This is a genomic window from Variovorax sp. OK605, assembly GCF_900115445.1.
Classification (GTDB): Bacteria; Pseudomonadota; Gammaproteobacteria; order Burkholderiales; family Burkholderiaceae_C; genus Variovorax.
This window is the reverse complement of sequence record NZ_FOWL01000002.1, coordinates 565,522-587,416: the sequence shown is the minus strand read 5'-3', so window position 1 is coordinate 587,416 and position 21,895 is coordinate 565,522. Positions and strand designations below refer to the sequence as shown.

Here is a 21,895-nt window from a genome sequence, read left to right as displayed (position 1 = left end):
GAAGGGCTTGAGAGCCTTGAAGTTCAGGCCGTGAGCAGCGCCTTGCGCCGCAGGCTCGCCAGTGCCAGCGCGACCTGCTGGCGAGAAAACTCCTTCACCGCCGACGGCTCGGTCAGCGGCTTGTCGTCCTTCACGAAGCGCAGGCGGTCGCTGCGCACTTCGCCCTCGAGATGCTCGGCGAGCGCCTCGTGCGAATGCGTGCCGTCCAGCAGCGGCAGCAGGCTGCGCTCGAGCAGCGACAGCACGACCGACTCATGCCACTGGTTGCAGATGCTGAAGGCCTCGCCCGCGCTGTGCCCTGCCCCTGCGCGCAAGGCGGAAGACGAGCGCACGGCAGGCAAGGCACGGGGCTGCTCGGACACCGCGGCGACCGCGGGCACCGGCGTGCGGCGGATGCGCAAGGCGCCGAGGATCAGCAGTTCCTCCAGCATGGCCATCACCACGGGCTCGACGGCGGCCGAGGGCTGGTCCGTGAGCTTCGACGCGCCTTCGATCAACGCCCGCGGCGACATCGATGCGGGGTAGTTCGCTTCGAGCAGGCCGGCCACGGCCTTGTGCACCGGCAGCCGCAGCGTGACCTTGAGGCCGCGGATGGCATGGCAAGGCTGCTCGCGCGCGTCGAGCGTCAGCGCGCCGCCGCCTTCGGCGGAGAACAGGCCCGCGAACTCGAGCTCGCGGATGCGTGCCGGATCGAGCCGGTAGCGGATGCCGGCGGCATTCGCCTGCTTCACCAGCACCGTCTGGCGGAAGGTGCGATTGACCAGGAAGTCGAGGTACTGCTCCATGAGGATCTGGCTGCCGCCGCACTCGCGCAGCAGCGGGCCGTGCACCTTCTCGCCGTAGTTCTGCACGAACATGGTCGAGGGCTCGGCGTCGCACAGATAGGCCAGGCCCTGCGCATCGGCGCGCGCGACGAACTCCTTGAAGTAGCACGGCGCGTTGCAGGGCTCGAGGAACTCGTGCAGCAGGTAGGCGCTGTTGGCGCTGCGCACGATCGGCATGGTCTCGTCGAGCGTCTTCTTCAGCACGCTGTCGGCGCGGGCCGACTGCTCGAGAAATTCGAGCATGCCGCGCGCATAGGAGAGCTTTTCCTCGGGCGTGTCGCGCGGGCCGCCGCGCAGGATCATGGCGTCGCGCACGATCTCGCGCGCCTTCCAGCCCGGGTAGACGTTGTAGCTCACGTAGGCCACCCCGTTGTGCGCGAGGTTCTGCGCGCAGATGCGCAGGATCGCCTCCTGTACCGGGCCGGGCACCCAGCTGTACACGCCATGGCAGACGATGTAGTCAAACTGGCCGAACGAGGCGTCGATCTGCGAAATGTCGAAGACCTTGAGCTCGATGTTCGACAGCCCCGCGCGCTCGATGGCCGCCACGCCCTGCGCCACCTGCACCGGCGACAGGTCGACACCGACGGCACGGGCTTCGGGGTGGCGCGCCGCAAAAGGAATCAGGTTGCCGCCTGCGGCACATCCAAGCTCGAGCACGCGGGCTTTGGATGGGTCGGGAGCGTCGAGTCCGAAGAGGTAGGCCAGCGCTTCCAGGTGCTCCATCGCCGACTGAGGGAACGGGTGCGACTCGTAGGGCACCTCGTCGTAGTAACGGGTCAACGTGGAGGTCAGGGAATCCGGCACGGGTGTCCTTGTTCGGGATCTGGCAGGCAAGACGCCTTGCCTTGTGTAGCGGCAGATGCTTGCAGCGAGTGCAACGTGACAGCGCTGGCCGACTATAGCGTTGCGTCCGGGCAAAAAAAAGCGGGGCCGTGCGGGGCAGCGAAGGACAGCCGCGTGCAAGGCAAAAAAAAGCCCAGCCGTGTGGCTGGGCTTCAAAAGCCTATCGGCGTGGCGCGCGTCAAGGCCCCCGCACAGGTTGACCAGCGGGGGACGGCTTACCCGTCAAGGAGAAATTCGAGGCGGTGGTGCAATTAGCGACCGAAGTGGTGCCGCAAGTGGTGGTGGAACTGCTGGAGGTGATGGGCCGCAGCCAGTCGGCGGCGGCCTCTTCGGGCCACATGGCGCGCAACCGGTCGTCGCGCCACAGGTCGCGCGCGACTTCTTCGAGTTCGAGCACATCCACCGTGTGCCAGCGCTGCTGCAGCCGGTGCGCGCAGGCAGCGATCCAGAGCGTGGCGGGCATTTTTTCCATGCGCCCAGTTTACTGTATATTTGTACAGTCTTTCAATAAGGATGTTCGCCATGCCCGAAGCCGAGGAAACCACTGCGCCACCCAACCTTGCGCTCAAGGAAGCGCTGGCCTGGATCTCGAAATTCGCTCACGCGTGGAAGGCGATCGAGCCGGCGCCAGGAAGCCTGAGCATCGACGGCTTCATCATCTGGGGACCGGTGCTCTACGAGAAGCACAGGCATGAGGATCCGGTGCTGCTCGCAGGGCGGCTGTTCGGCAATTCGGGGCACTACTTCAAGTATCTCTACCCGGGCCGCCAGCGCAGTTCGAACGATGCCCGGTCTTAGAATGCCCCGATGAATTGGCGCACACTGCTTCCGCTTGCCCTCCTGGTCCTGGCCGGCTGCTCGACTCCCCCCAACGAAGTGACACAGGTGCGCGAAGGCGTCCTGCGCGCCATGACCTACGTACAGGCCTCGGACTACTGCGACGCAAGAAGCAAGTCACCGCGATGGCTTGGCAAGGCGCCTGCGGAACAGGGTGTCCTGTTCCAGTGCAACTGAAGAACTGCTGAGCCGCAATCTCCGGGCACTGCGCAGCGCCCGATGGGGCCAAAGCTCGCCCTGAGCCAAGGAATGGCCCGGTACGGGCGACTCTGACGTACCTTATCGCCGCGGCATGGAACAGAGAAACGAAAAAAGACCCTGCCAGCGGTTCGCGGCAGGGTCCGAGTTTCAGGTCAAGCGCCAGCGTTTGCAGCTGACGTCAACCGTCCGAGATAGTGGTGGAGCTGGGGGGATTTGAACCCCCGTCCGCAAGCCTTCATCGCGCAGTTCTACATGTTTAGTGATCTGATTTAAGTCTCGCTTCCGGAATCGCGCAGTCACACGCTACACCGGACGCCAGCACCCTATTTTCTTGCCCCGACCCAAGGTACCCGGATCGGAGCCAGCCCATGTAATTATCCTTGCAGCCGGGAGGTCAGGATTGCTCCAGACCCCCTTGCCCAGCCCATCGGCCAACTGTTGCAAGGCTCACTGGCAATTAAGCAGCGAGTGCGAAACGTTCGTCGTTTGCAGTTAGTTTGTTTGAATCTGTTTTACGAGCGCATTCAGCTCGACATGCCCCGCTGCGATTCCGAACCCACGTCGAAACCAGTGCAGCCCCAAGCGACCTATTTTAGGCGCTATTGAGCAACTTCAAGAGCTCAAGAGGTGAAGAGATTGAAGCATCTGCGTTCCAGAGCGTCGCGTCGGCCTGGGAACCCATGTAGCCATAGGTGGCGGCGACCGTTTTCATGCCCGCGGCGCGGCCCGCAATGATGTCTCGCTCGTCGTCGCCGACGTAGATGCACGCCTCGGACGCCACGCCGAGCCGGCGAGCGGCCTCGTGCAGCGGCTCCGGGTGGGGTTTCGCGAAGGGCGTGGTGTCGCCGCTCACCACCGCGCCCGCGCTGGCGAACAGCGGGATCGCGCGCGTCAGCGGATCGGTGAAGCGCATCGACTTGTTCGTGACGACGCCCCACAGCAACCCCTGCTCCCGCAGCGTCTCGATCAGCACCTGGATGCCCTCGAACACCTGCGTGTTGAGCAGCATGCGGCGCTCGTAAGTCACGAAGAACTCTTCGCGCAGCACCTCGAACTCCGGCGACTCGGGCGTGATGCCGAAGGCCACGCCGAGCATGCCTCGCGCGCCGGCGCCGGCCATGGGTCGATAGCGCTCCAGCGGGTACGACGCAAGGCCGCGATCGGTGCGCATCTTGTCGGCCGCGGCACCGAGATCGGGGGCGCTGTCGATCAGCGTGCCGTCCAGGTCGAACAGCACGGCTTTGGTCTCGGCGCCCATCATCCTTGCGATTCCTGCTTTGTTGGCTCCGCGGGCTTCTGCGTGGCGAACATGTAGTTGACGCTGGTATCGCCGCTGAGCCAGTACCGCCGGGTCAACGGGTTGTGCTCCATGCCGCGGGTGTGCCGCAGGTCCAGGCTGGCAGCACGGCAATAGCCGGCCAGTTCGCTGGGGCGAATGAGCTTTGCATATTCATGCGTGCCGCGCGGCAGCATGCCCAGCACGTACTCGGCGCCCACGATGGCCAGCATGAAGGACTTCAGGCTGCGATTGATGGTCGAGAAAAACACCCAACCGCCGGGCTTCACGAGCGTGGCGCAGGCCTGGATGACCGAGGCCGGCTGCGGCACGTGCTCCAGCATTTCCATGCAGGTGACCACGTCGAAACTGCCCGGCTGCTCGGCGGCCAGCGCCTCGGCGCTGATCTCTTGGTACTTCACGCCGCGCGTACCTGCCTCAAGCGCATGCAGTTGCGCGACCTTGAGCGCCTTGCCGGCGAGGTCGATGCCCAGCACGTCGGCGCCCTTGCGCGCCATCGAATCGGCCAGGATGCCGCCACCGCAGCCGATATCGAGCACACGGCGCTGCGAAATAGGCGCAATACCGTCAATCCATTCCAGTCGCAAAGGATTGATTTCATGCAGCGGGCGGAATTCGCTCTCCAAATCCCACCAGCGGTGCGCGAGTTCTGAAAACTTGGCCAGTTCGGCCGGATCGGCATTCACGTTTTCTGTCATGCACAGATTATGAAACGAGCAATGTCCGATAAACGCCGGATGGACTTTGGCAAAGGCCAATCGCCAATTCGACGGCCATAAAAAAACCCCGCCTGAGCGGGGTTTTCATGGTCGATGGAATCGATCGATCAGTTGGCGCGGGTGCCAACCACTTCGATTTCCACGCGACGGTTCTTGGCGCGGCCTTCCTTGGTGCGGTTGTCAGCCACTGGCTGCTTCTCGCCCTTGCCTTCGGTGTAGACGCGGTTGCGTTCGATGCCCTTCGAGACCAGGAAGGCCTTGACGGCTTCGGCGCGACGCACCGACAGACGCTGGTTGTAGGCGTCCGTACCGATCGAGTCGGTGTGGCCCACAGCGATGATGACTTCGAGGTTCACACCACGGATCTTCTCGACCAGATCGGTCAGCTTGGCGCGACCTTCAGGCTTCAGAACCGACTTGTCGAAGTCGAAGAAGGCGTCAGCAGCGAAGGTCACCTTGTTGGCGGCGACTTGCGGTGCGGCCGGAGCAACCGGAACGCCAGGGGTCGGAGCAACAGCGGCCGGAGCAGCAGGAACCAGAGCACCGTCGCAACCAGCGGCAGCCGTAGCAGGCGTCCAGTTGGCATCGCGCCAGCACAGTTCATTCGTGCCGTTCTTCCAGACCAGTTCGCCGGTGCCGTTTTGCCAGTTGTCGATCGTAGGACCGCCGTCCGCAGCGGTGACACGGGTCTGCGCGCCGGCGGCAGTGGCGAGCGCAGCGACTGCAAACATCATCGCCACTTTATTCAGTTTCTTCATGGTTCTCCTCTTGGGGAAAAAGCCGCAGCCGCGCTGCGAATCAAGGACGCTTTAAGTGACCACCACCCAAAACGTTGAGGCGATTGTGCCATAGGGTCTTTGGCAAACAGGCCGCTGGACACTCGGGAAACGTAGGACGGAGGCGGAATAGGCGCCTTGTGTTGCGGCGGTGCGACACCCCTCACAGCGTAAAATTTCGGGTTCCTGCCGCCAGCCCCTTGCTCATGACCTCCTTCGCAAAAGAAACCCTGCCCATCAGTCTCGAAGAGGAAATGCGCAGCAGCTATCTCGATTACGCGATGAGCGTGATCGTGGGCCGAGCGCTTCCCGATGCCCGTGACGGCCTCAAGCCGGTACACCGCCGCGTGCTCTACGCGATGCACGAGCTCAACAACGACTGGAACCGGCCGTACAAGAAATCGGCCCGTATCGTCGGCGACGTCATCGGTAAGTACCACCCCCACGGCGACCAGTCGGTCTACGACACCATCGTGCGGCTGGCCCAGGACTTCTCGATGCGCCACATGCTGGTGGACGGCCAGGGCAACTTCGGGTCGGTCGATGGAGACAACGCGGCCGCAATGCGTTATACGGAAATCCGGCTGGCGAAAATCGCGCACGAAATGCTGGCCGATATCGACAAGGAAACTGTCGACTTTCAGGACAATTACGACGGCTCCGAAAAAGAGCCCAAGGTCCTGCCGAGCCAGCTGCCGAATTTGCTGGTCAATGGCTCCGGCGGTATTGCGGTCGGCATGGCCACCAATATTCCGCCGCACAACCTCAATGAAGTGGTGGACGCCTGCCTCCACCTGCTGCGCAACCCCGAAGCCAGCATCGACGAGCTGATGGAGATCGTGCCCGCGCCCGACTTCCCCACCGCCGGCATCATCTATGGCATCAACGGCGTGAAGGACGGCTACCGCACCGGCCGCGGCAAGGTCGTGATGCGCGCCAAGTGCCACTTCGAGGACATCGACCGCGGCCAGCGCCAGGCGATCATCGTCGACGAGCTCCCCTACCAGGTCAACAAGAAGACGCTGCAGGAGCGCATGGCCGAGCTGGTGCACGAGAAGAAGATCGAAGGCATCAGCCACATCCAGGACGAGTCCGACAAGTCGGGCATGCGCCTGGTGATCGAGCTCAAGCGCGGCGAAGTGCCCGAGGTGGTGCTCAACAACCTGTACAAGCAGACGCAGCTGCAGGACACCTTCGGCATCAACATGGTGGCGCTGGTCGACGGCCAGCCCAAGCTGTGCAACCTGAAGGACCTGATCCAGGTCTTCCTGCAGCACCGCCGCGAAGTGGTCACGCGCCGCACCGTCTTCACGCTGCGCAAGGCCCGCGAACGCGGCCACGTGCTCGAAGGCCTGGCGGTGGCGCTGGCCAACATCGACGAGTTCATCCGCATCATCCGCGAGTCGCCCACGCCGCCCGTGGCCAAGGCCGAGCTCATGACGCGCAGCTGGGACAGCAAGCTGGTGCGCGAAATGCTCACGCGCTCGCGCGCCGACGGCGGCGTGATCAACGCGGACGACTACCGTCCCGAAGGCCTCGAGCGCGAATACGGCATGGGCGGCGACGGCCTCTATCGCCTGTCGGAAACGCAAGCCCAGGAAATCCTGCAGATGCGTCTGCAGCGCCTCACCGGCCTCGAGCAGGACAAGATCGTTGCCGAGTACAAGGACGTCATGGCAGAGATCGACGACCTGCTCGACATCCTGGCCAAGCCCGAGCGCGTCTCGACCATCATTGGCGACGAGCTCGGCACCATCAAGCAGGAGTTCGGCCAGTCGAAGGTGGGCGCGCGCCGCAGCCAGGTGGAGCACAGCGCCTACGACCTCTCGACCGAAGACCTGATCACCCCGACCGACATGGTGGTGACGCTCTCGCACAGCGGCTACATCAAGAGCCAGCCGCTGGGCGAGTACCGCGCGCAGAAGCGCGGCGGCCGCGGCAAGCAGGCCACCGCCACCAAGGAAGACGACTGGATCGACCAGCTCTTCATTGCCAACACGCACGACTACATCCTGTGCTTCTCCAACCGCGGCCGGCTCTACTGGCTCAAGGTGTGGGAAGTGCCGGCGGGCTCGCGCGGTTCGCGCGGCCGCCCCATCGTGAACATGTTCCCGCTGCAGGAAGGCGAGAAGATCAACGTCGTGCTGGCGCTGACCGGCGAAAAGCGCGTCTTCCCGGCTGACCAGTACGTGTTCATGGCGACCTCGATGGGCACCGTCAAGAAGACCGCGCTCGACGAGTTCAGCAACCCGCGCAAGGGCGGCATCATTGCGGTGAACCTCGACGAGGGCGACTACCTGATCGGTGCCGCGCTGACCGACGGCAAGCACGACGTGATGCTCTTCAGCGACGGCGGCAAGGCCGTGCGTTTCGACGAGGAAGACGTCCGTCCGCTGGGGCGCAATGCACGCGGCGTGCGCGGCATGTCGCTGGACCCGGGACAGGGCGTGATCGCCATGCTGGTGGCCGAGGACGAGCTGCAAAGCGTGCTCACCGCCACGGAAAACGGTTACGGAAAGCGCACAAGCATTACCGAATACACGCGTCACGGCCGCGGAACCAAGGGCATGATTGCGATTCAACAGAGTGAGCGCAACGGCAAGGTCGTGGCTGCCACTCTCGTTCATGCCGATGATGAGATCATGCTCATCACCGACAAGGGTGTGCTCGTGCGCACCCGGGTTGCCGAGATTCGCGAACTGGGTCGCGCAACGCAAGGCGTTACGCTCATCGGTCTCGACGAAGGCGCCAAACTCAGCGGTCTTCAACGCATTGTCGAAAATGACGCCAACGGCGAATCTGAGCCGGACGCGGACGATGCATCCTCATCTTCAACGGAGAATCCTCAGTGAAAAAAATCAAACTCGCACTTCTGACGGTCGCCCTGGCTGGCAGTTCCATGGCCGCAATGGCCCAGGACAAGGCCGCGCTCATCAAGCAGTTCATCGACATCCAACGCCCCGGCATCGAATCGCTGGCGCGCGGCCTGGTCGAGCAGTCGAGCGCTCCGATCGCACAGGCGGGTTCGCAGTACCTGCAGACGCAAGTGCCCGAAGCCAAGCGTGAATCGGCCGCCAAGGCTGCCGACGCAGAGCTGAAGAAGTACTTCGACGACGCCTACCCGATCGTTCGCGACAAGGCCATTCAACTGGCTCCTGGCGCACTGACCCCGCTGCTCGAGCAGAACTTCAGCGAAGACGAGCTCAAGCAACTGCTGGCCTGGATCAACTCGCCCCTGAGCAAGAAGTACCAGGACCTGAACCCGAAGATGCAGACCGCACTGACGGAAAAGCTCGTGTCCGACACGCGCGCCAGCATCGAACCCAAGATGCGCGCACTCGACGAGAACGTTGCCAAGGCACTCGGCGCCCCCACCGAAGCCCCCGCAGCCAAGGCTCCCGCCAAGGCACCAGCCAAGAAGTAAGACCAACGTGACCCAGCAGCAGCAGACGCCGGCCGGCAAGCGCCCCTACAACTTCTCGGCCGGTCCGGCTGCTATGCCGGAGGCGGTGCTGCAACGCGCCGCCGCCGACATGCTCGACTGGCAGGGCAGCGGCATGAGCGTGATGGAAATGAGCCATCGCGGCAAGGAGTTCGGTGCGATCTGCACCCAGGCCGAAGCCGACATCCGCACGCTGCTGGCCATCCCTTCGAACTTCCACATCCTGTTCATGCAGGGTGGCGGACTGGGCGAAAACGCCATCGTGCCGTTGAACCTGTCGCGCGGCACCGCCGCCGACTTCGTCATCACCGGCAGCTGGAGCATCAAGTCGCACAAGGAAGCGCAGCGCTATTGCACGGCGCGCGTGGCCGCGAGCAATGCCGACGACCAGCACACCAAGCTTCCCGATCCCTCGACCTGGCAACTTGCCAAGGATGCCTCGTACGTGCACGTGTGCACCAACGAGACCATCAACGGCATCGAGTTCCAGCAACTGCCCGACCTGGCCGCGCTCGGAAGCGACGCGCCGCTGGTCATCGATTTCTCGTCGCACGTCGCCTCGCGCAGCGTCGACTGGTCGCGCGTGGGCCTGGCCTTCGGCGGCGCCCAGAAGAACCTCGGCCCCGCCGGCCTGACCATCGTGGTCGTGCGCGACGACCTGCTGGGACGCGCACTCGAGATCTGCCCGAGCGCGTTCAACTACAAGACCGTGGCCGACAACAACTCCATGTACAACACCCCGCCGACCTGGGGCATCTACATGGCCGGACTCACCTTCCAGTGGCTGTTGCAGCAAAAGGAAGGCGAGTTCACCGGCGTGGCCGCCATGGAGCAGCGCAACATCGCCAAGGCGAAGCTGCTGTACGACTTCATCGACGGTTCCGACTTCTACGCCAACCGCATCGATGCGAGCTGCCGTTCGCGCATGAACGTGCCGTTCTTCCTGGCCGACGAGGGCCGCAACGAGGCCTTCCTGGCGGGCGCACGCAAGGCGGAGCTGCTCCAGCTCAAGGGCCACAAGTCGGTCGGCGGCATGCGCGCCAGCATTTACAACGCCATGCCGCTGGAAGGGGTGCAGGCCCTCGTGGGCTACATGCGAGAATTCGAGCGATCGCACGCCTAGTCGCGCGCCCCCGCTCAGTTGCTCGCACCGATGACCGATTCCGCACCCACACCACCCTCTTCTCCTTCCGATAAATCCGAAAGCCTGTCCGATCTGCGCGTGCAGATCGACTCGCTCGACCAGCGACTGCTGAGCCTGCTCAACGAGCGGGCCCACGTGGCCGAACTGGTGGGCGAGGTGAAGAAGCGCGAGGGCACGCCGTTCTTCCGCCCCGATCGCGTGGCGCAGGTCATCGACAAGATGCAGAAGAGCAATGGCGGTCCGCTCAAGGACCTCCATGTCGCGGCCATCTGGCGCGAGATCATGTCGGCCTGCCTGGCGCTCGAGTCGCCGCAACGCGTGGCCGTGCTCGGCCCCGAAGGCACCTTCTGCGAACAGGCCGCCATCGAGTACTTCGGCGGCGCCGCCGACCTGATCTACTGCGCCAGCTTCGACGAGGTGTTCCACGCCACCGCCGCGGGCAGCGCCCAGTACGGCGTGGTCGGCGTCGAGAACTCGACCGAAGGCGTGGTGACGCGCTCGCTCGACCTGTTCCTGCACTCCCCCACCCACGTCGTCGGCGAAGTCAGCCTGCTGGTGCGCCACCACCTGCTGCGCAGCAGCAATTCGCTCGAAGGCGTCGAGGCCGTGCTGGCCCATCCGCAGGCGCTGGCCCAGTGCCAGACCTGGCTGTCCAAGCACCTGCCCAACGCCGAGCGGCGCGCCGTGTCGAGCAACGCCGAAGGCGCCCGCCTCGCGGCCACCAACCCGGCCTGGGCCGCGCTGGCCGGCGAACGCGCTGCCACCCGCTTCGGCCTGCACATCGTGGCGCATGCCATCCAGGACGACTCGTACAACCGCACCCGCTTCTCGGTGATCTGCCTGCCGCAGACGCTGGCCATGCCGCCGGCCTCGGGCCGCGACTGCACGAGCCTGATCGTCTCGGTGCCGAACCGCCCCGGCGCCGTGCACGACCTGCTGGTGCCGCTGAAGGCCAACAACGTGTCGATGACGCGCTTCGAGTCGCGCCCCGCGCGCACCGGCCAGTGGGAGTACTACTTCTACATCGACCTCGACGGCCACCCCTCGCAGCCCAACGTGGCCGCGGCGCTGGCCGAGCTGCGCGGTCTCTGCGCGTTCTACAAGGTGCTCGGCGCCTACCCCGTCAAGGCCTGAGCGGCAGGCAAGCAGAAGCATGTTCGAACAACTGGGACTGATCGGCTGCGGCCTGATGGGCGGCTCCTTCGCGCTCGCGCTCAAGCGCGCCAAGCTGGTGAAACGCGTGGTGGGCTACAGCAAGTCGCCCTCCACCACCGAACGGGCGCGCCAGCTCGGCGTGATCGACGTGGCCGCGCCTTCCGCGCTGCTGGCGGTGTCGGGCGCCGACATCGTGCTGCTGGCGGTGCCGGTGGCCGCATCGGAAGCCACCTTCAAGGCCATCCGCCACGGCATCTCGGCCGACACGCTGGTGATGGACGTCGGGTCGACCAAGGGCGACGTGATCGAGGCGGCGCGCAACGGGCTGCAAAAGCAGTTCTCCAGCTTCGTTCCAGCGCATCCGATCGCCGGTAAGGAGCTGTCGGGCATCGAGCACGCCGAAGCGTCTCTCTTCACCGGCCGCCAGGTCGTGCTGACGCCGGTCAAGACCACGCTGCGCTCCAACGTGCAGCGCGCCTCGCAGGTGTGGAGCGGTATCGGCGCCAACGTGATCACCATGACGCACGAGGAGCACGACGGCGCCTTCGCCGCCGTGAGCCACCTGCCGCACCTGCTGGCCTTCGCGTACATCAACGGCCTGGCTGCGCAACCGCTGGGCGAGCGTTTCCTGAGCCTCGGCGGCCCCGGCTTTCGCGACTTCTCGCGCATTGCCGCGAGCGACCCGGTCATGTGGCGCGACGTGCTGATGGCCAACCGCGAGCAGGTGCTGCAACAGTCGCAGGCCTTTCGCAAGGCGCTGGACGACTTCGAGGCACTCCTGAAGGCGGGCGACATGCAGGCCATCGAGCAGTCGATCGCGGCCGCCAGCAAGACGCGTGCACGCTGGAAGCCGGCCACCGACACCTCGTCGCAGCAGCAGGACGCCTGACATGTTCTCGACAGCCTTCCTCGACCTCCCGCCCCTCGCGGGCGCTGCCGGCACGGTCCGGCTGCCGGGCTCCAAGAGCATCTCCAACCGCGTGCTGCTGCTCGCCGCGCTGGCCAGCGGCACCACCACCATCCACGACCTGCTCGACTCCGACGACACCCGCGTGATGCTCGACGCCCTGCGCGCACTCGGCTGCGGCGTGGTGCGCGACACGACCGATGCAACCGACGCGGCCGGCGGCAGCACGCTGCGCGTGACCGGCCTCGGCGGCCAGCTGAAGCCCGGCGGGGCGCTGCTTGCGCTGTTCCTGGGCAATGCCGGCACGGCCATGCGGCCGCTGACGGCGGCGCTGTCGCTGCTGGGCGGCGAGTTCGAGCTCAGCGGCGTGCCGCGCATGCACGAGCGCCCGATCGGCGACCTGGTGGACGCGCTCACCCAGCTCGGCTGCCGCATCGATTACCTCGGCAACCCTGGCTACCCGCCACTGCGCATCCACCCCGTGCCGCACGGCGAGCTGATGCTCGACACCCCGATCCGCGTGCGCGGCGACGTGTCGAGCCAGTTCCTCACCGCGCTGCTGCTGGCGCTGCCGCTCGCGGCGGCCGGCGACATCGTGATCGACGTGGTCGGCGAGCTGATCTCCAAGCCCTACATCGAGATCACGCTGAACCTGCTGGCCCGCTTCGGCATCCAGGTGCGGCGCGACGGCTGGGAACGCTTCACCATTCCCGCCGGCAGCAGCTACAGCTCACCGGGCGACATCCACGTCGAGGCCGACGCCTCGTCTGCTAGCTATTTCATAGCGCTGGGCGCAATAGCGACGGGCGTGTTGGGCAAAAATGGCATCCGCATCGAAGGCGTGGGCGCCGATTCGATCCAGGGCGACATCCGCTTCATCGACGCGGCCCGCCAGATGGGCGCGCTGGTCGACAGCGGCCCGAACTGGCTCGAGATCCGCCGCGGCGCCTGGCCGCTGAAGGCCATCGACGTCGACGCGAACCACATCCCCGACGCCGCCATGACGCTGGCCGTGATGGCGCTCTATGCCGACGGCCCGACCACGCTGCGCAACATCGCGAGCTGGCGCGTGAAGGAAACCGACCGCATCGACGCCATGGCCAACGAGCTGCGCAAGCTCGGCGCCAGCGTCGAGGCCGGCCCCGACTTCATCCGCGTGCACCCGCTGGCGCAGGCCGGCTGGCGCCCGGCCAGCATCCGCACCTACGACGACCACCGCGTGGCCATGTGCTTCTCGCTGGCGGCGTTCAATCCGGCCGGCGTGCCGGTGCGCATGCTCGATCCGCACTGCGTCGCCAAGACCTTCCCCGACTACTTCGAAACCCTGTTCTCGGTGGCCGAGGCCGCCGTGGTGCCGGTGATCTGCATCGACGGGCCGACCGCCTCCGGCAAGGGCACGCTGGCCGCAGAAGTGGCGCGGCTGCTGGGCTACCACTACCTCGACTCGGGCTCGCTGTACCGCGTGACCGGCCTCGCGATGCGACGCGCCGGCTTGACGGCCGAAACCCAGCACGAAGCGCAGATCGCCGCCATGGCGGCCGCCCTGCCCCTGCAGTTCACCGAGGGCAAGGTGCTGCTGGCCGGCGAGGACGTCAGCGAGGACATCCGCACCGAAGCCGCCGGCATGGACGCCTCCCGTGTCTCCACGCTGCCGGCCGTGCGCGCGGCCCTCCTGGCACTCCAGCAGCGCTTCCGTGAACTGCCCGGCCTGGTGGCCGACGGGCGCGACATGGGCACCGTGATCTTCCCCGACGCGACCCTCAAGGTGTTCCTCACGGCCAGCGCCGCGCAGCGTGCCGAACGGCGCCATAAGCAGTTGATTTCAAAGGGTATTTCGACTACACTCGACAGTCTTCGCTCCGACTTGGAAGCACGTGACGCCCGGGACTCTTCCCGCAGCGTCGCCCCTCTGAAGCCGGCGCAGGATGCTCGCCACCTCGACAACTCCCAGCTTTCCATCGAGCAATCGATCGACCAGGTGTTGGACTGGTGGCAAGAAATTCAGCCGTTCAAGCTAGCTTGAACGGTTGGAAGTGACAGCTTTTCAGGTCCGCTTGAAAAGCTGGCGCCCGACGGAACATCCAAAGATGTTCAGCGGGTGCATACCGCTCCAGCAGGCTCTCTTCGCGCGACAGCGCACCGGCCTGCTGGTTGTTCAACGAACCCGGGCTCACGCCCACCAAACCGCCGTCTACAGACCCACAGCAGCCGCACGCAATTTCGCAAGAGCGCCTGCCAACCCTGCCTGACGGAAGGAACCATAAATGTCTGAATCTTTTGCCGATCTGTTCGAAGAGTCCCTGAAGCGTTCCGAAATGCGCACCGGCGAGGTCATCACGGCCGAAGTCGTGCGTGTCGAACACAACCACGTCGTCGTCAACGCTGGTCTGAAGTCCGAAGCGTATGTGCCGATCGAAGAGTTCAAGAACGACAAGGGCGAACTCGAAGTTCAGGCCGGCGACTTCGTTTCCGTTGCCATCGGCAGCGTTGAAAACGGCTACGGCGACACCATCCTCTCGCGCGACACCGCCAAGCGTCTGGCTTCGTGGCTCGCCCTGGAGAAGGCACTGGAATCGGGCGACTTCGTCACCGGCACCACCAGCGGCAAGGTCAAGGGCGGCCTGACCGTCCTGGTCAACGGCATCCGCGCGTTCCTGCCGGGCTCGCTGATCGACACGCGTCCGATCAAGGACCTGACCCCGTACGAAAACAAGACCCTCGAATTCAAGGTCATCAAGCTCGACCGCAAGCGCAACAACGTCGTGCTGTCGCGCCGTGCCGTGGTCGAAGCCAGCATGGGCGAAGAACGCGCCAAGCTGATGGAAACGCTGAAGGAAGGCGCAGTCGTGCGCGGCGTGGTCAAGAACATCACCGAATACGGTGCGTTCGTGGACCTCGGCGGCATCGACGGCCTGCTGCACATCACCGACATGGCATGGCGCCGTGTTCGCCACCCGAGCGAAGTCGTTCAGGCCGGCCAGGAAATCACCGCCAAGATCCTCAAGTTCGACACCGAAAAGAACCGCGTCTCGCTGGGTCTGAAGCAAATGGGTGACGACCCGTGGATGGGCGTTTCGCGCCGCTACCCGCAATCGACCCGCCTGTTCGGCAAGGTCACGAACATTGCCGACTACGGCGCGTTCGTCGAACTCGAACCCGGCATCGAAGGCCTGGTGCACGTCTCCGAAATGGACTGGACCAACAAGAACATCGCTCCGAACAAGATCGTCTCGCTGGGCGACGAAGTCGAAGTCATGGTCCTGGAAATCGACGAAGACAAGCGCCGCATCAGCCTGGGCATGAAGCAGTGCAAGGCCAACCCGTGGCAAGAGTTCGCTCAGAACACGAAGCGTGGCGACCGCGTCAAGGGCCCGATCAAGTCGATCACCGACTTCGGCGTGTTCGTGGGTCTGGCTGCCGGCATCGACGGCCTGGTTCACCTCTCGGACCTCTCGTGGAACGAAGCCGGCGAAACCGCCGTTCGCAACTACAAGAAGGGCCAGGAAGTCGAAGCGATCGTGCTGGCTGTGGATGTCGACCGCGAGCGCATCTCGCTGGGCATCAAGCAACTCGACAGCGACCCGTTCACCACGTTCACCACCGTGAACGACAAGGGCCAGATCGTGACCGGCAAGGTCAAGACCGTGGACGCCCGCGGCGCGGAAATCGACCTCGGCGAAGACATCATCGGCTACCTGCGTGCTTCTGAAATCTCGCGCGACCGCGTGGAAGATGCCCGCAACGTGCTGAAGGAAGGCGACGAAGTCACCGCCATCGTCGTGAATGTGGATCGCAAGACCCGCAACATCCAGCTGTCGATCAAGCAGAAGGACATGGTCGACGAACAAGGCGCCATGGCCAGCCTGAGCCAGCAGTCGGCACGCGAGAACGCGGGCACGACGAGCCTGGGCGCCCTGCTGCGCGCCAAGCTCGACAACAGCGACAACAAGTAAGCTGAGTCCGAAGACAGAGCAGGCCCTGGGGCCGCTCTGTCTTTTTTTTCGTCCACGTTTTTGTTTGGCCTATGACACGCTCAGACCTCGTCGAAGAACTCGCAGCGCGTTTTGCACAGCTCACGCACCGCGACGCCGAATACGCCGTCAAGACCATCCTCGACGCGATGAGCGACGCACTGGTGCGCGGACACCGCATCGAGATCCGTGGCTTCGGCAGCTTCTCGGTCAACCGGCGTCCGCCGCGAATCGGCCGCAACCCGCGTTCGGGCGAGAGCGTGCAGATTCCCGAAAAGCGGGTGCCGCACTTCAAGCCCGGCAAGGCGCTGCGCGAAGCCGTCGACGCGAAGACCGCGGAGCTCGACGCCGGCAAGGAAGCCGTGGCCCGCAAGGGCTGACGGCACGGACGGCAAGGCTGCCCCGATGGCTGCAAACGTAGAATCGTCCCGCCAACGGGAACGTGCATGAAATACCTCCTGTGGCTGCTCAAGGCAGCCATTTTTTTTACGCTCTTCGCTTTCGCGCTGAACAACCAGCACGACGCGACCGTGTACTTCTTCTTCGGCACCTACTGGCGCGCGCCGCTGGTGCTCGTGGTGCTCGCGGCCTTTGCCGGCGGGCTTGTCGTCGGTGCACTGGGCATGCTGCCCGGCTGGTGGAAACACCGCGCCGCCGCGGCGCAGCTGCCGGCCACCACCGAAGCCCAGCCACCCGTGCCGTTGGCCGCCTCGCCTGCGACCGCAGCGGCGCCGTCCATCACCGCCACCGACCTTCCCGCCGTACGTCAACATGGACTTTGATCCCAGCTGGCTGCTGATCAGCCTGCCCGTCGCCTTCGTGCTGGGCTGGCTCGCATCGCGCTTCGACATCCGGCAACTCAGGCTGGAGAACCGCCAGGCGCCCAAGGCCTACTTCCGCGGCCTCAACTTCCTGCTCAACGAGCAGCAGGACCAGGCCATCGACGCGTTCATCGAGGCCGTGCAGAACGACCCCGACACGCAGGAGCTGCACTTCGCGCTCGGCAACCTGTTTCGCCGCCGAGGCGAGTACCAGCGCGCGGTGCGCGTGCACGAGCACCTGCTGGGCCGCGGCGACCTGAGCCGCAGCGACCGCGAACGCGCCCAGCACGCACTGGCGCAAGACTTCCTGCGCGCAGGCCTGCTCGACCGCGCCGAAGCCGCGCTGCAGAAGCTCGAAGGCACGCGCTACGAGAACGAGGCCCGCCTGTCGCTGCTGGCCATCTACGAACGCTCGCGCGAATGGGCGCAGGCCGCCGACGTGGCGCAAAAACTCGACGAGTCCGACCAGGCCAGCTACAGCACGCGACGCGCGCACCACCTGTGCGAACAAGCCACCGAACGCGTGGCCGCCGGCGACCTGCCCGGTGCCACGAAGCTGCTGGTGGCGGCGGTCGACCTGGCGCCGCAGGCACCGCGTCCCGCCATCGACACCGCCAACCTGCAGCTGCGCAACGGCGACGCGAACGCGGCCTTCGACACGCTCGTGGCCCTGAGCGACACCGCACCGCTGGCGCTGCCGCTGTATGCCGCCACGCTGCAGCAAGCCGCCGTGGCCGCGCACCGCGAAGCCGACGCGCTCGCGTTGCTGCAGCGGCGCTACGTCGAGTCGCCCTCCATTGACGTGCTCGAGGCCATGATCGCCCTCGGCGGCACGCCGAGCGCCACCGCCGAGGCACCGGACCCCGCGCCGCGCGACGGCTACATCGCGCACCTGGCGCAGCAGCCCTCGCTGGTGGCCGCCTCGCGCTGGCTGGCGGGCGAGCGCTTCGAGCACGAGCAGTTCCACCCGCAGGTGCAACGCGCGCTCGACCAGGCCACGCGGCCGCTCATGCGCTACCGCTGCGCCGCCTGCGGTTTCGAGGCGCACCAGTACTTCTGGCACTGCCCCGGCTGCCAGGCCTGGGACAGTTATCCGCCGCGCCGCGTCGAGGAACTTTGATCACGGTTTTGAACAATGGTCACGCGAACGCAGGCCATGCTTTCGCGCGTCAACGCCCCGCTCCCTGCCCCCGTTGAGCCCAAGCCGGCGTTCTTGTCGGCTGTCAGTCATATCAACAAATCAGGGAGTAAAAAAATCATGTTCAAGAAGATCCTGGCCGCCACGGCCATGCTGTTCGCGGTCGCATCCTTCGCGGCCGTCGACGTCAACAAGGGCACCGCCGCCGACCTCGACGGCATCAAGGGCGTGGGCCCGTCGATGTCCAAGCGCATCCTCGAGGCGCGCAAGGAAGGCGAGTTCAAGGACTGGCCCGACCTCATGCAGCGCGTGAAGGGCGTGAAGGAAAAGAGCGCGGCCAAGCTGTCGGCCGAAGGCCTCACGGTCAACGGCCAGAGCTTCGGCAGCGCGGCACCGGGCACCGCCAAGGAAGCCAAGGCGAGCAAGGCCGCCAAGCCCTGATCTCCCCGCGCATCGACGCCAAGCAAAGCCGCCTTCGGGCGGCTTTTTCATGCGTGCACCAAGGCAGGGAAATGCCTCAGAGATGGCCCGGAATTTGCACGTATGCTCATTTTCGTTTTCACTTTCATACGTTCCGGAGAGCCCATGAATCACAAGTTCGGCATCGCCCTCGCTGGCCTGACCCTCGGCGCCGCAGCCTTCGCGCAGACCAAGTGGGACCTGCCCACCGCCTACCCGGCGAGCAACTTCCACACGGAGAACATCACGCAGTTCGCCAGCGACGTGGACAAGGGCAGCGGCGGCAAGCTGAAGATCACCGTGCACTCCAACGCCTCGCTGTTCAAGGCGCCCGAGATCAAGCGCGCGGTGCAAGGCGGCCAGGCCCAGCTCGGCGAGATCCTGCTGGTGAACTACCAGAACGAATGGCAGATGTTCGGTGCCGACGGCATCCCGTTCCTGGCCGACAGCTACGACGCCGCCTGGAAGCTCTACCAGGCGCAGAAGCCCGTGCTCGAGAAGAAGCTCGCCGAGCAAGGCATCGTGCTGCTCTACACGGTGGCATGGCCGCCCCAGGGCATCTTCGTGAAGAAGGAAATCGCGTCGGCCGCCGACCTGAAGGGCGTGAAGTGGCGCGCGTACAGCCCGGCCACCGCGCGCATCGGCGAACTGGTGGGCGCACAGCCCGTCACGGTGCAGCAGGCCGAGCTGTCGCAGGCCATGGCCACCGGCGTGATCGAGTCGTACATGTCCTCGGGCTCCACCGGCTACGACACCAAGACCTACGAGTACATCAAGAACTTCTACGACACCCAGGCGTGGCTTCCAAAGAACGCGGTGCTCATGAACAAGAAGGCCTTCGACGCGCTCGACAAGCCCACGCAGGACGCGGTGCTCAAGGCCGGGGCCGATGCCGAGAAGCGTGGCTGGGACCTGTCGAAGAAGAAGAACATCGAGTACCTCGATCTGCTCAAGAAGAACGGCATGGCGGTGCACGTGCCCTCCGCGCAGCTGAAGGCCGACATGAAGAAGGTCGGCGACACCATGATCAAGGAGTGGACCGAAAAAGCCGGTGCCGAAGGTCAGGCCGTGGTCGACGCCTACAAGAAGATGTGAGGCGGACTCGAACTGCTCCCGATGCGCAAGACGCTTGATCTTCTCTACATGAGCGCCGCCGCATTGGCGGCGCTTTTCATGGTCGGCCTGCTGGTGATGGTGCTCCTGTCCATCCTCGGCCGCCAGCTTCACTTCAACATTCCGGGCATCGATGCCTACGCCGGCTACCTGATGGCCGGCGCGGGTTTCCTGGCGCTGGCGCACACGCTCAAGCGCGGCGAACACATCCGCGTGACGCTGGTTATGCAGAACCTCGGTCCCGCGGCGCAGCGCTGGCTCGAGCGCTGGGCCATGGCGGCCGCGGCGCTGCTTGCGCTGCTGTTCGCCTGGTACAGCGTGCGGCTGGTGTGGCAGTCGCTCGACTACCACGACATTTCCACCGGCAACGACGCCACCCCGCTGTGGATCCCGCAGCTGTCGATGGCGTTCGGCGCCCTCGTCTTCGCGGTCGCCTCGCTCGACGAGTTCGTGATCGAATGGCGCGGCCGCCCTGCCAAGGCCCCCGAGACGGAGGCGCTTCGCCATGAGTGACATCGCCGTTGCCGGCCTCCTGATCGCCACGCTGTTCCTCATCCTGGGCAGCGGCGTGTGGATCGGCCTCACGCTCTCGGGCGTGGCATGGATCGCCATGCAGATCTTCTCGTCCCGCGCCGCCGGGGACGCCATGGCCGTGACCATCTGGGGATCGGCCTCCAGCTGGACGCTCACCGCGCTGCCGCTGTTCGTGTGGATGGGCGAGATTCTGTTCCGCACGCGGCTGTCGCAGGACATGTTCAAGGGCCTCGCGCCCTGGATGCAAAGCCTGCCGGGCCGGCTGCTGCACACCAACGTGGTGGGCTGCGCGGTGTTCGCCGCGGTCTCGGGCTCGAGCGCGGCCACCTGCGCCACCATCGGCAAGATGAGCCTGCCCGAGCTCAAGCGCCGCGGCTACCCCGACGACATGGTCATCGGCACGCTGGCCGGCGCCGGCACGCTCGGCCTGCTGATTCCGCCGTCGATCATCATGATCGTCTACGGGGTGAGCGCAGACGTGTCGATCGCGCGGCTGTTCATCGCGGGCGTGATCCCGGGCATCCTGCTCGCGGTGCTGTTCTCGGGCTACATCGTGTTCTGGGCGCTGCGCCACCCCGACAAGGTGCCGCCGGCCGACGCCAAGCTGCCTTTCATGGAAAAGCTCAAGGCCTCGATGTCGCTGATCCCGGTGGCGCTGCTGATCCTGTCGGTGCTCGGCTCAATCTACGCGGGCATCGCCACGGCGACCGAGGCGGCGGCCGTGGGCGTGGTGGGCGCGATGGTCATTTCGGGCGCGCAGGGCTCGCTGACCTGGCACAGCTTCAAGGAAGCGCTGCTCGGCGCCACGCGCCTGTACTGCATGATGGCGCTGATCCTCGCGGGCGCGGCCTTTCTCACGCTGGCCATGGGCTACATCGGGCTGCCGCGGCACCTGGCCGAATGGATCGGCTCGCTCGGCCTGTCGAAGTTCCAGCTCATCGTGATGCTGGCGGCCTTCTACGTCGTGCTGGGCTGCTTCCTGGACGGCATTTCGATGGTGGTGCTGACCATGGGCGTGATCATGCCGACCGTCACCGCGGCCGGCATCGACCCGATCTGGTTCGGCATCTTCATCGTGCTGGTGGTCGAGATGGCGCAGATCACGCCGCCGGTGGGCTTCAACCTGTTCGTGCTGCAAGGCATGACCGGCAAGGACCTGCTGTACATCGCGCGCGTGACGCTGCCGATGTTCTTCCTGATGGTGGCGGCGGTGCTCATCATCTACTTCGTGCCGCAGCTGGTGACGTGGCTGCCGCAGCAGATGGCGCCCTGACAATCGGGGCATGCTGCTTCCGATTCTTGCCATCTGCATCGGCGCCTCCGTGGGCGCGCTGGCCCGCTGGGGCCTCGCCCTCTGGTTCGGCGCGGGCGGCCTCGTGCCCTGGGGCACGCTGGCGGCCAACCTGATCGGCGGCTACCTCATCGGCGTGGCCATTGCCGCCTTCCAGCTGCTGCCCGACCTCGACCCGGTGTGGCGGCTGGCGCTGGTGACCGGCTTCCTGGGCGGCCTGACCACCTTCTCGAGCTTCTCGGCCGAAGTGACGACCATGCTGCTCGAAGGCCGGCTGGGCACCGCCATGCTGACGGCCGGGGCGCATCTGGGCGGTTCTCTCTTCTGCACCTGGGTCGGCATCCGCACCGTGCAGGCCTTTTCGGCCTGAAGGACGAAAAAAAACGCCTTATGTCTTGCGGTTATAGATAAGGCCTTCCA

At 65.4% G+C, this 21,895-nt stretch carries 21 protein-coding genes and 1 other RNA gene; 16 read left to right on the top strand and 6 right to left on the bottom strand.

Annotated elements, in window-relative coordinates:
- Positions 1–23 precede the first annotated feature (23 nt).
- Positions 24–1,631, bottom strand: a complete 1,608-nt coding sequence (locus BM013_RS07125) for a class I SAM-dependent methyltransferase (protein ID WP_093124596.1) — start codon at positions 1,629–1,631, stop codon at positions 24–26.
- A gap of 217 nt (positions 1,632–1,848) precedes the next feature.
- Positions 1,849–2,142 carry a hypothetical protein gene (locus tag BM013_RS07120; protein ID WP_093124594.1) on the bottom strand — a complete coding sequence of 98 codons (294 nt, stop codon included), beginning with the start codon at positions 2,140–2,142 and terminating at the stop codon, positions 1,849–1,851.
- A 50-nt stretch (positions 2,143–2,192) separates the two neighbouring features.
- Between BM013_RS07120 and BM013_RS07115 the strand changes: the two genes are divergently transcribed.
- Positions 2,193–2,468, top strand: a complete 276-nt coding sequence (locus BM013_RS07115; RefSeq protein ID WP_093125210.1) for a hypothetical protein — start codon at positions 2,193–2,195, stop codon at positions 2,466–2,468.
- 435 nt (positions 2,469–2,903) lie between these two features.
- On the opposite strand, the gene ssrA is transcribed toward BM013_RS07115, so the two are convergent.
- The 4 genes from ssrA to ompA form a co-directional block, all read right to left on the bottom strand.
- Positions 2,904–3,288: a transfer-messenger RNA gene (gene ssrA / locus BM013_RS07105) on the bottom strand.
- A gap of 12 nt (positions 3,289–3,300) precedes the next feature.
- Positions 3,301–3,969 carry an HAD family hydrolase gene (locus BM013_RS07100; RefSeq protein ID WP_177225429.1) on the bottom strand — a complete coding sequence of 223 codons (669 nt, stop codon included), beginning with the start codon at positions 3,967–3,969 and terminating at the stop codon, positions 3,301–3,303.
- Positions 3,966–4,703: a bifunctional 2-polyprenyl-6-hydroxyphenol methylase/3-demethylubiquinol 3-O-methyltransferase UbiG gene (ubiG, locus tag BM013_RS07095; RefSeq protein WP_093124589.1), complete on the bottom strand. Its 738-nt coding sequence runs from the start codon at positions 4,701–4,703 to the stop codon at positions 3,966–3,968. The genes BM013_RS07100 and ubiG overlap by 4 nt, the downstream gene beginning before the upstream one ends.
- Before the next feature lie 128 nt (positions 4,704–4,831).
- Positions 4,832–5,482 (bottom strand): outer membrane protein OmpA, encoded by a 651-nt coding sequence (gene ompA, locus BM013_RS07090; protein WP_093124587.1) that lies wholly within the window; start codon positions 5,480–5,482, stop codon positions 4,832–4,834.
- A gap of 224 nt (positions 5,483–5,706) precedes the next feature.
- Between ompA and gyrA the strand changes: the two genes are divergently transcribed.
- The 15 genes from gyrA (at position 5,707) to crcB (ending at position 21,845) form a co-directional block, all read left to right on the top strand.
- A complete protein-coding gene (gyrA, locus tag BM013_RS07085; RefSeq protein ID WP_093124584.1) occupies positions 5,707–8,352 on the top strand; it encodes a DNA gyrase subunit A in 2,646 nt (881 codons plus the stop codon).
- A gap of 47 nt (positions 8,353–8,399) precedes the next feature.
- Complete coding sequence (locus BM013_RS07080; protein WP_256219788.1) at positions 8,400–8,924, top strand: DUF2059 domain-containing protein; 525 nt, start codon at positions 8,400–8,402, stop codon at positions 8,922–8,924.
- A 73-nt stretch (positions 8,925–8,997) separates the two neighbouring features.
- Positions 8,998–10,065 (top strand): 3-phosphoserine/phosphohydroxythreonine transaminase, encoded by a 1,068-nt coding sequence (gene serC, locus BM013_RS07075; protein ID WP_256221426.1) that lies wholly within the window; start codon positions 8,998–9,000, stop codon positions 10,063–10,065.
- Positions 10,066–10,095: 30 nt separating this feature from the next.
- A complete protein-coding gene (gene pheA / locus BM013_RS07070) occupies positions 10,096–11,220 on the top strand; it encodes a prephenate dehydratase (protein ID WP_093124577.1) in 1,125 nt (374 codons plus the stop codon).
- 19 nt (positions 11,221–11,239) lie between these two features.
- Positions 11,240–12,130, top strand: a complete 891-nt coding sequence (locus BM013_RS07065; RefSeq protein ID WP_093124574.1) for a prephenate dehydrogenase — start codon at positions 11,240–11,242, stop codon at positions 12,128–12,130.
- Between the two features lies 1 nt (position 12,131).
- The gene (locus BM013_RS07060; RefSeq protein ID WP_093124572.1) at positions 12,132–14,171 is read left to right on the top strand and encodes a bifunctional 3-phosphoshikimate 1-carboxyvinyltransferase/cytidylate kinase; all 2,040 of its coding nucleotides are present in this window, start codon (positions 12,132–12,134) and stop codon (positions 14,169–14,171) included.
- A 241-nt stretch (positions 14,172–14,412) separates the two neighbouring features.
- Positions 14,413–16,101 (top strand): 30S ribosomal protein S1, encoded by a 1,689-nt coding sequence (gene rpsA / locus BM013_RS07055; RefSeq protein ID WP_081266812.1) that lies wholly within the window; start codon positions 14,413–14,415, stop codon positions 16,099–16,101.
- 71 nt (positions 16,102–16,172) lie between these two features.
- On the top strand, positions 16,173–16,499 hold the full coding sequence (locus tag BM013_RS07050; protein WP_093124570.1) for an integration host factor subunit beta: 327 nt from the start codon (positions 16,173–16,175) through the stop codon (positions 16,497–16,499).
- A 66-nt stretch (positions 16,500–16,565) separates the two neighbouring features.
- Complete coding sequence (locus BM013_RS07045) at positions 16,566–16,901, top strand: LapA family protein (RefSeq protein ID WP_093124567.1); 336 nt, start codon at positions 16,566–16,568, stop codon at positions 16,899–16,901.
- Positions 16,891–18,060 (top strand): lipopolysaccharide assembly protein LapB, encoded by a 1,170-nt coding sequence (gene lapB / locus BM013_RS07040; RefSeq protein ID WP_093124564.1) that lies wholly within the window; start codon positions 16,891–16,893, stop codon positions 18,058–18,060. The genes BM013_RS07045 and lapB overlap by 11 nt, the downstream gene beginning before the upstream one ends.
- Before the next feature lie 138 nt (positions 18,061–18,198).
- Positions 18,199–18,519 carry a ComEA family DNA-binding protein gene (locus BM013_RS07035; RefSeq protein WP_093124562.1) on the top strand — a complete coding sequence of 107 codons (321 nt, stop codon included), beginning with the start codon at positions 18,199–18,201 and terminating at the stop codon, positions 18,517–18,519.
- A gap of 144 nt (positions 18,520–18,663) precedes the next feature.
- The gene (locus BM013_RS07030; RefSeq protein WP_093124559.1) at positions 18,664–19,632 is read left to right on the top strand and encodes a TRAP transporter substrate-binding protein; all 969 of its coding nucleotides are present in this window, start codon (positions 18,664–18,666) and stop codon (positions 19,630–19,632) included.
- 21 nt (positions 19,633–19,653) lie between these two features.
- Positions 19,654–20,163, top strand: a complete 510-nt coding sequence (locus BM013_RS07025; protein WP_093124557.1) for a TRAP transporter small permease — start codon at positions 19,654–19,656, stop codon at positions 20,161–20,163.
- The gene (locus tag BM013_RS07020; protein WP_093124554.1) at positions 20,156–21,457 is read left to right on the top strand and encodes a TRAP transporter large permease; all 1,302 of its coding nucleotides are present in this window, start codon (positions 20,156–20,158) and stop codon (positions 21,455–21,457) included. Before BM013_RS07025 ends, BM013_RS07020 begins: the two co-directional genes overlap by 8 nt.
- A gap of 10 nt (positions 21,458–21,467) precedes the next feature.
- On the top strand, positions 21,468–21,845 hold the full coding sequence (crcB, locus tag BM013_RS07015; protein ID WP_093124551.1) for a fluoride efflux transporter CrcB: 378 nt from the start codon (positions 21,468–21,470) through the stop codon (positions 21,843–21,845).
- Positions 21,846–21,895: the final 50 nt, after the last annotated feature.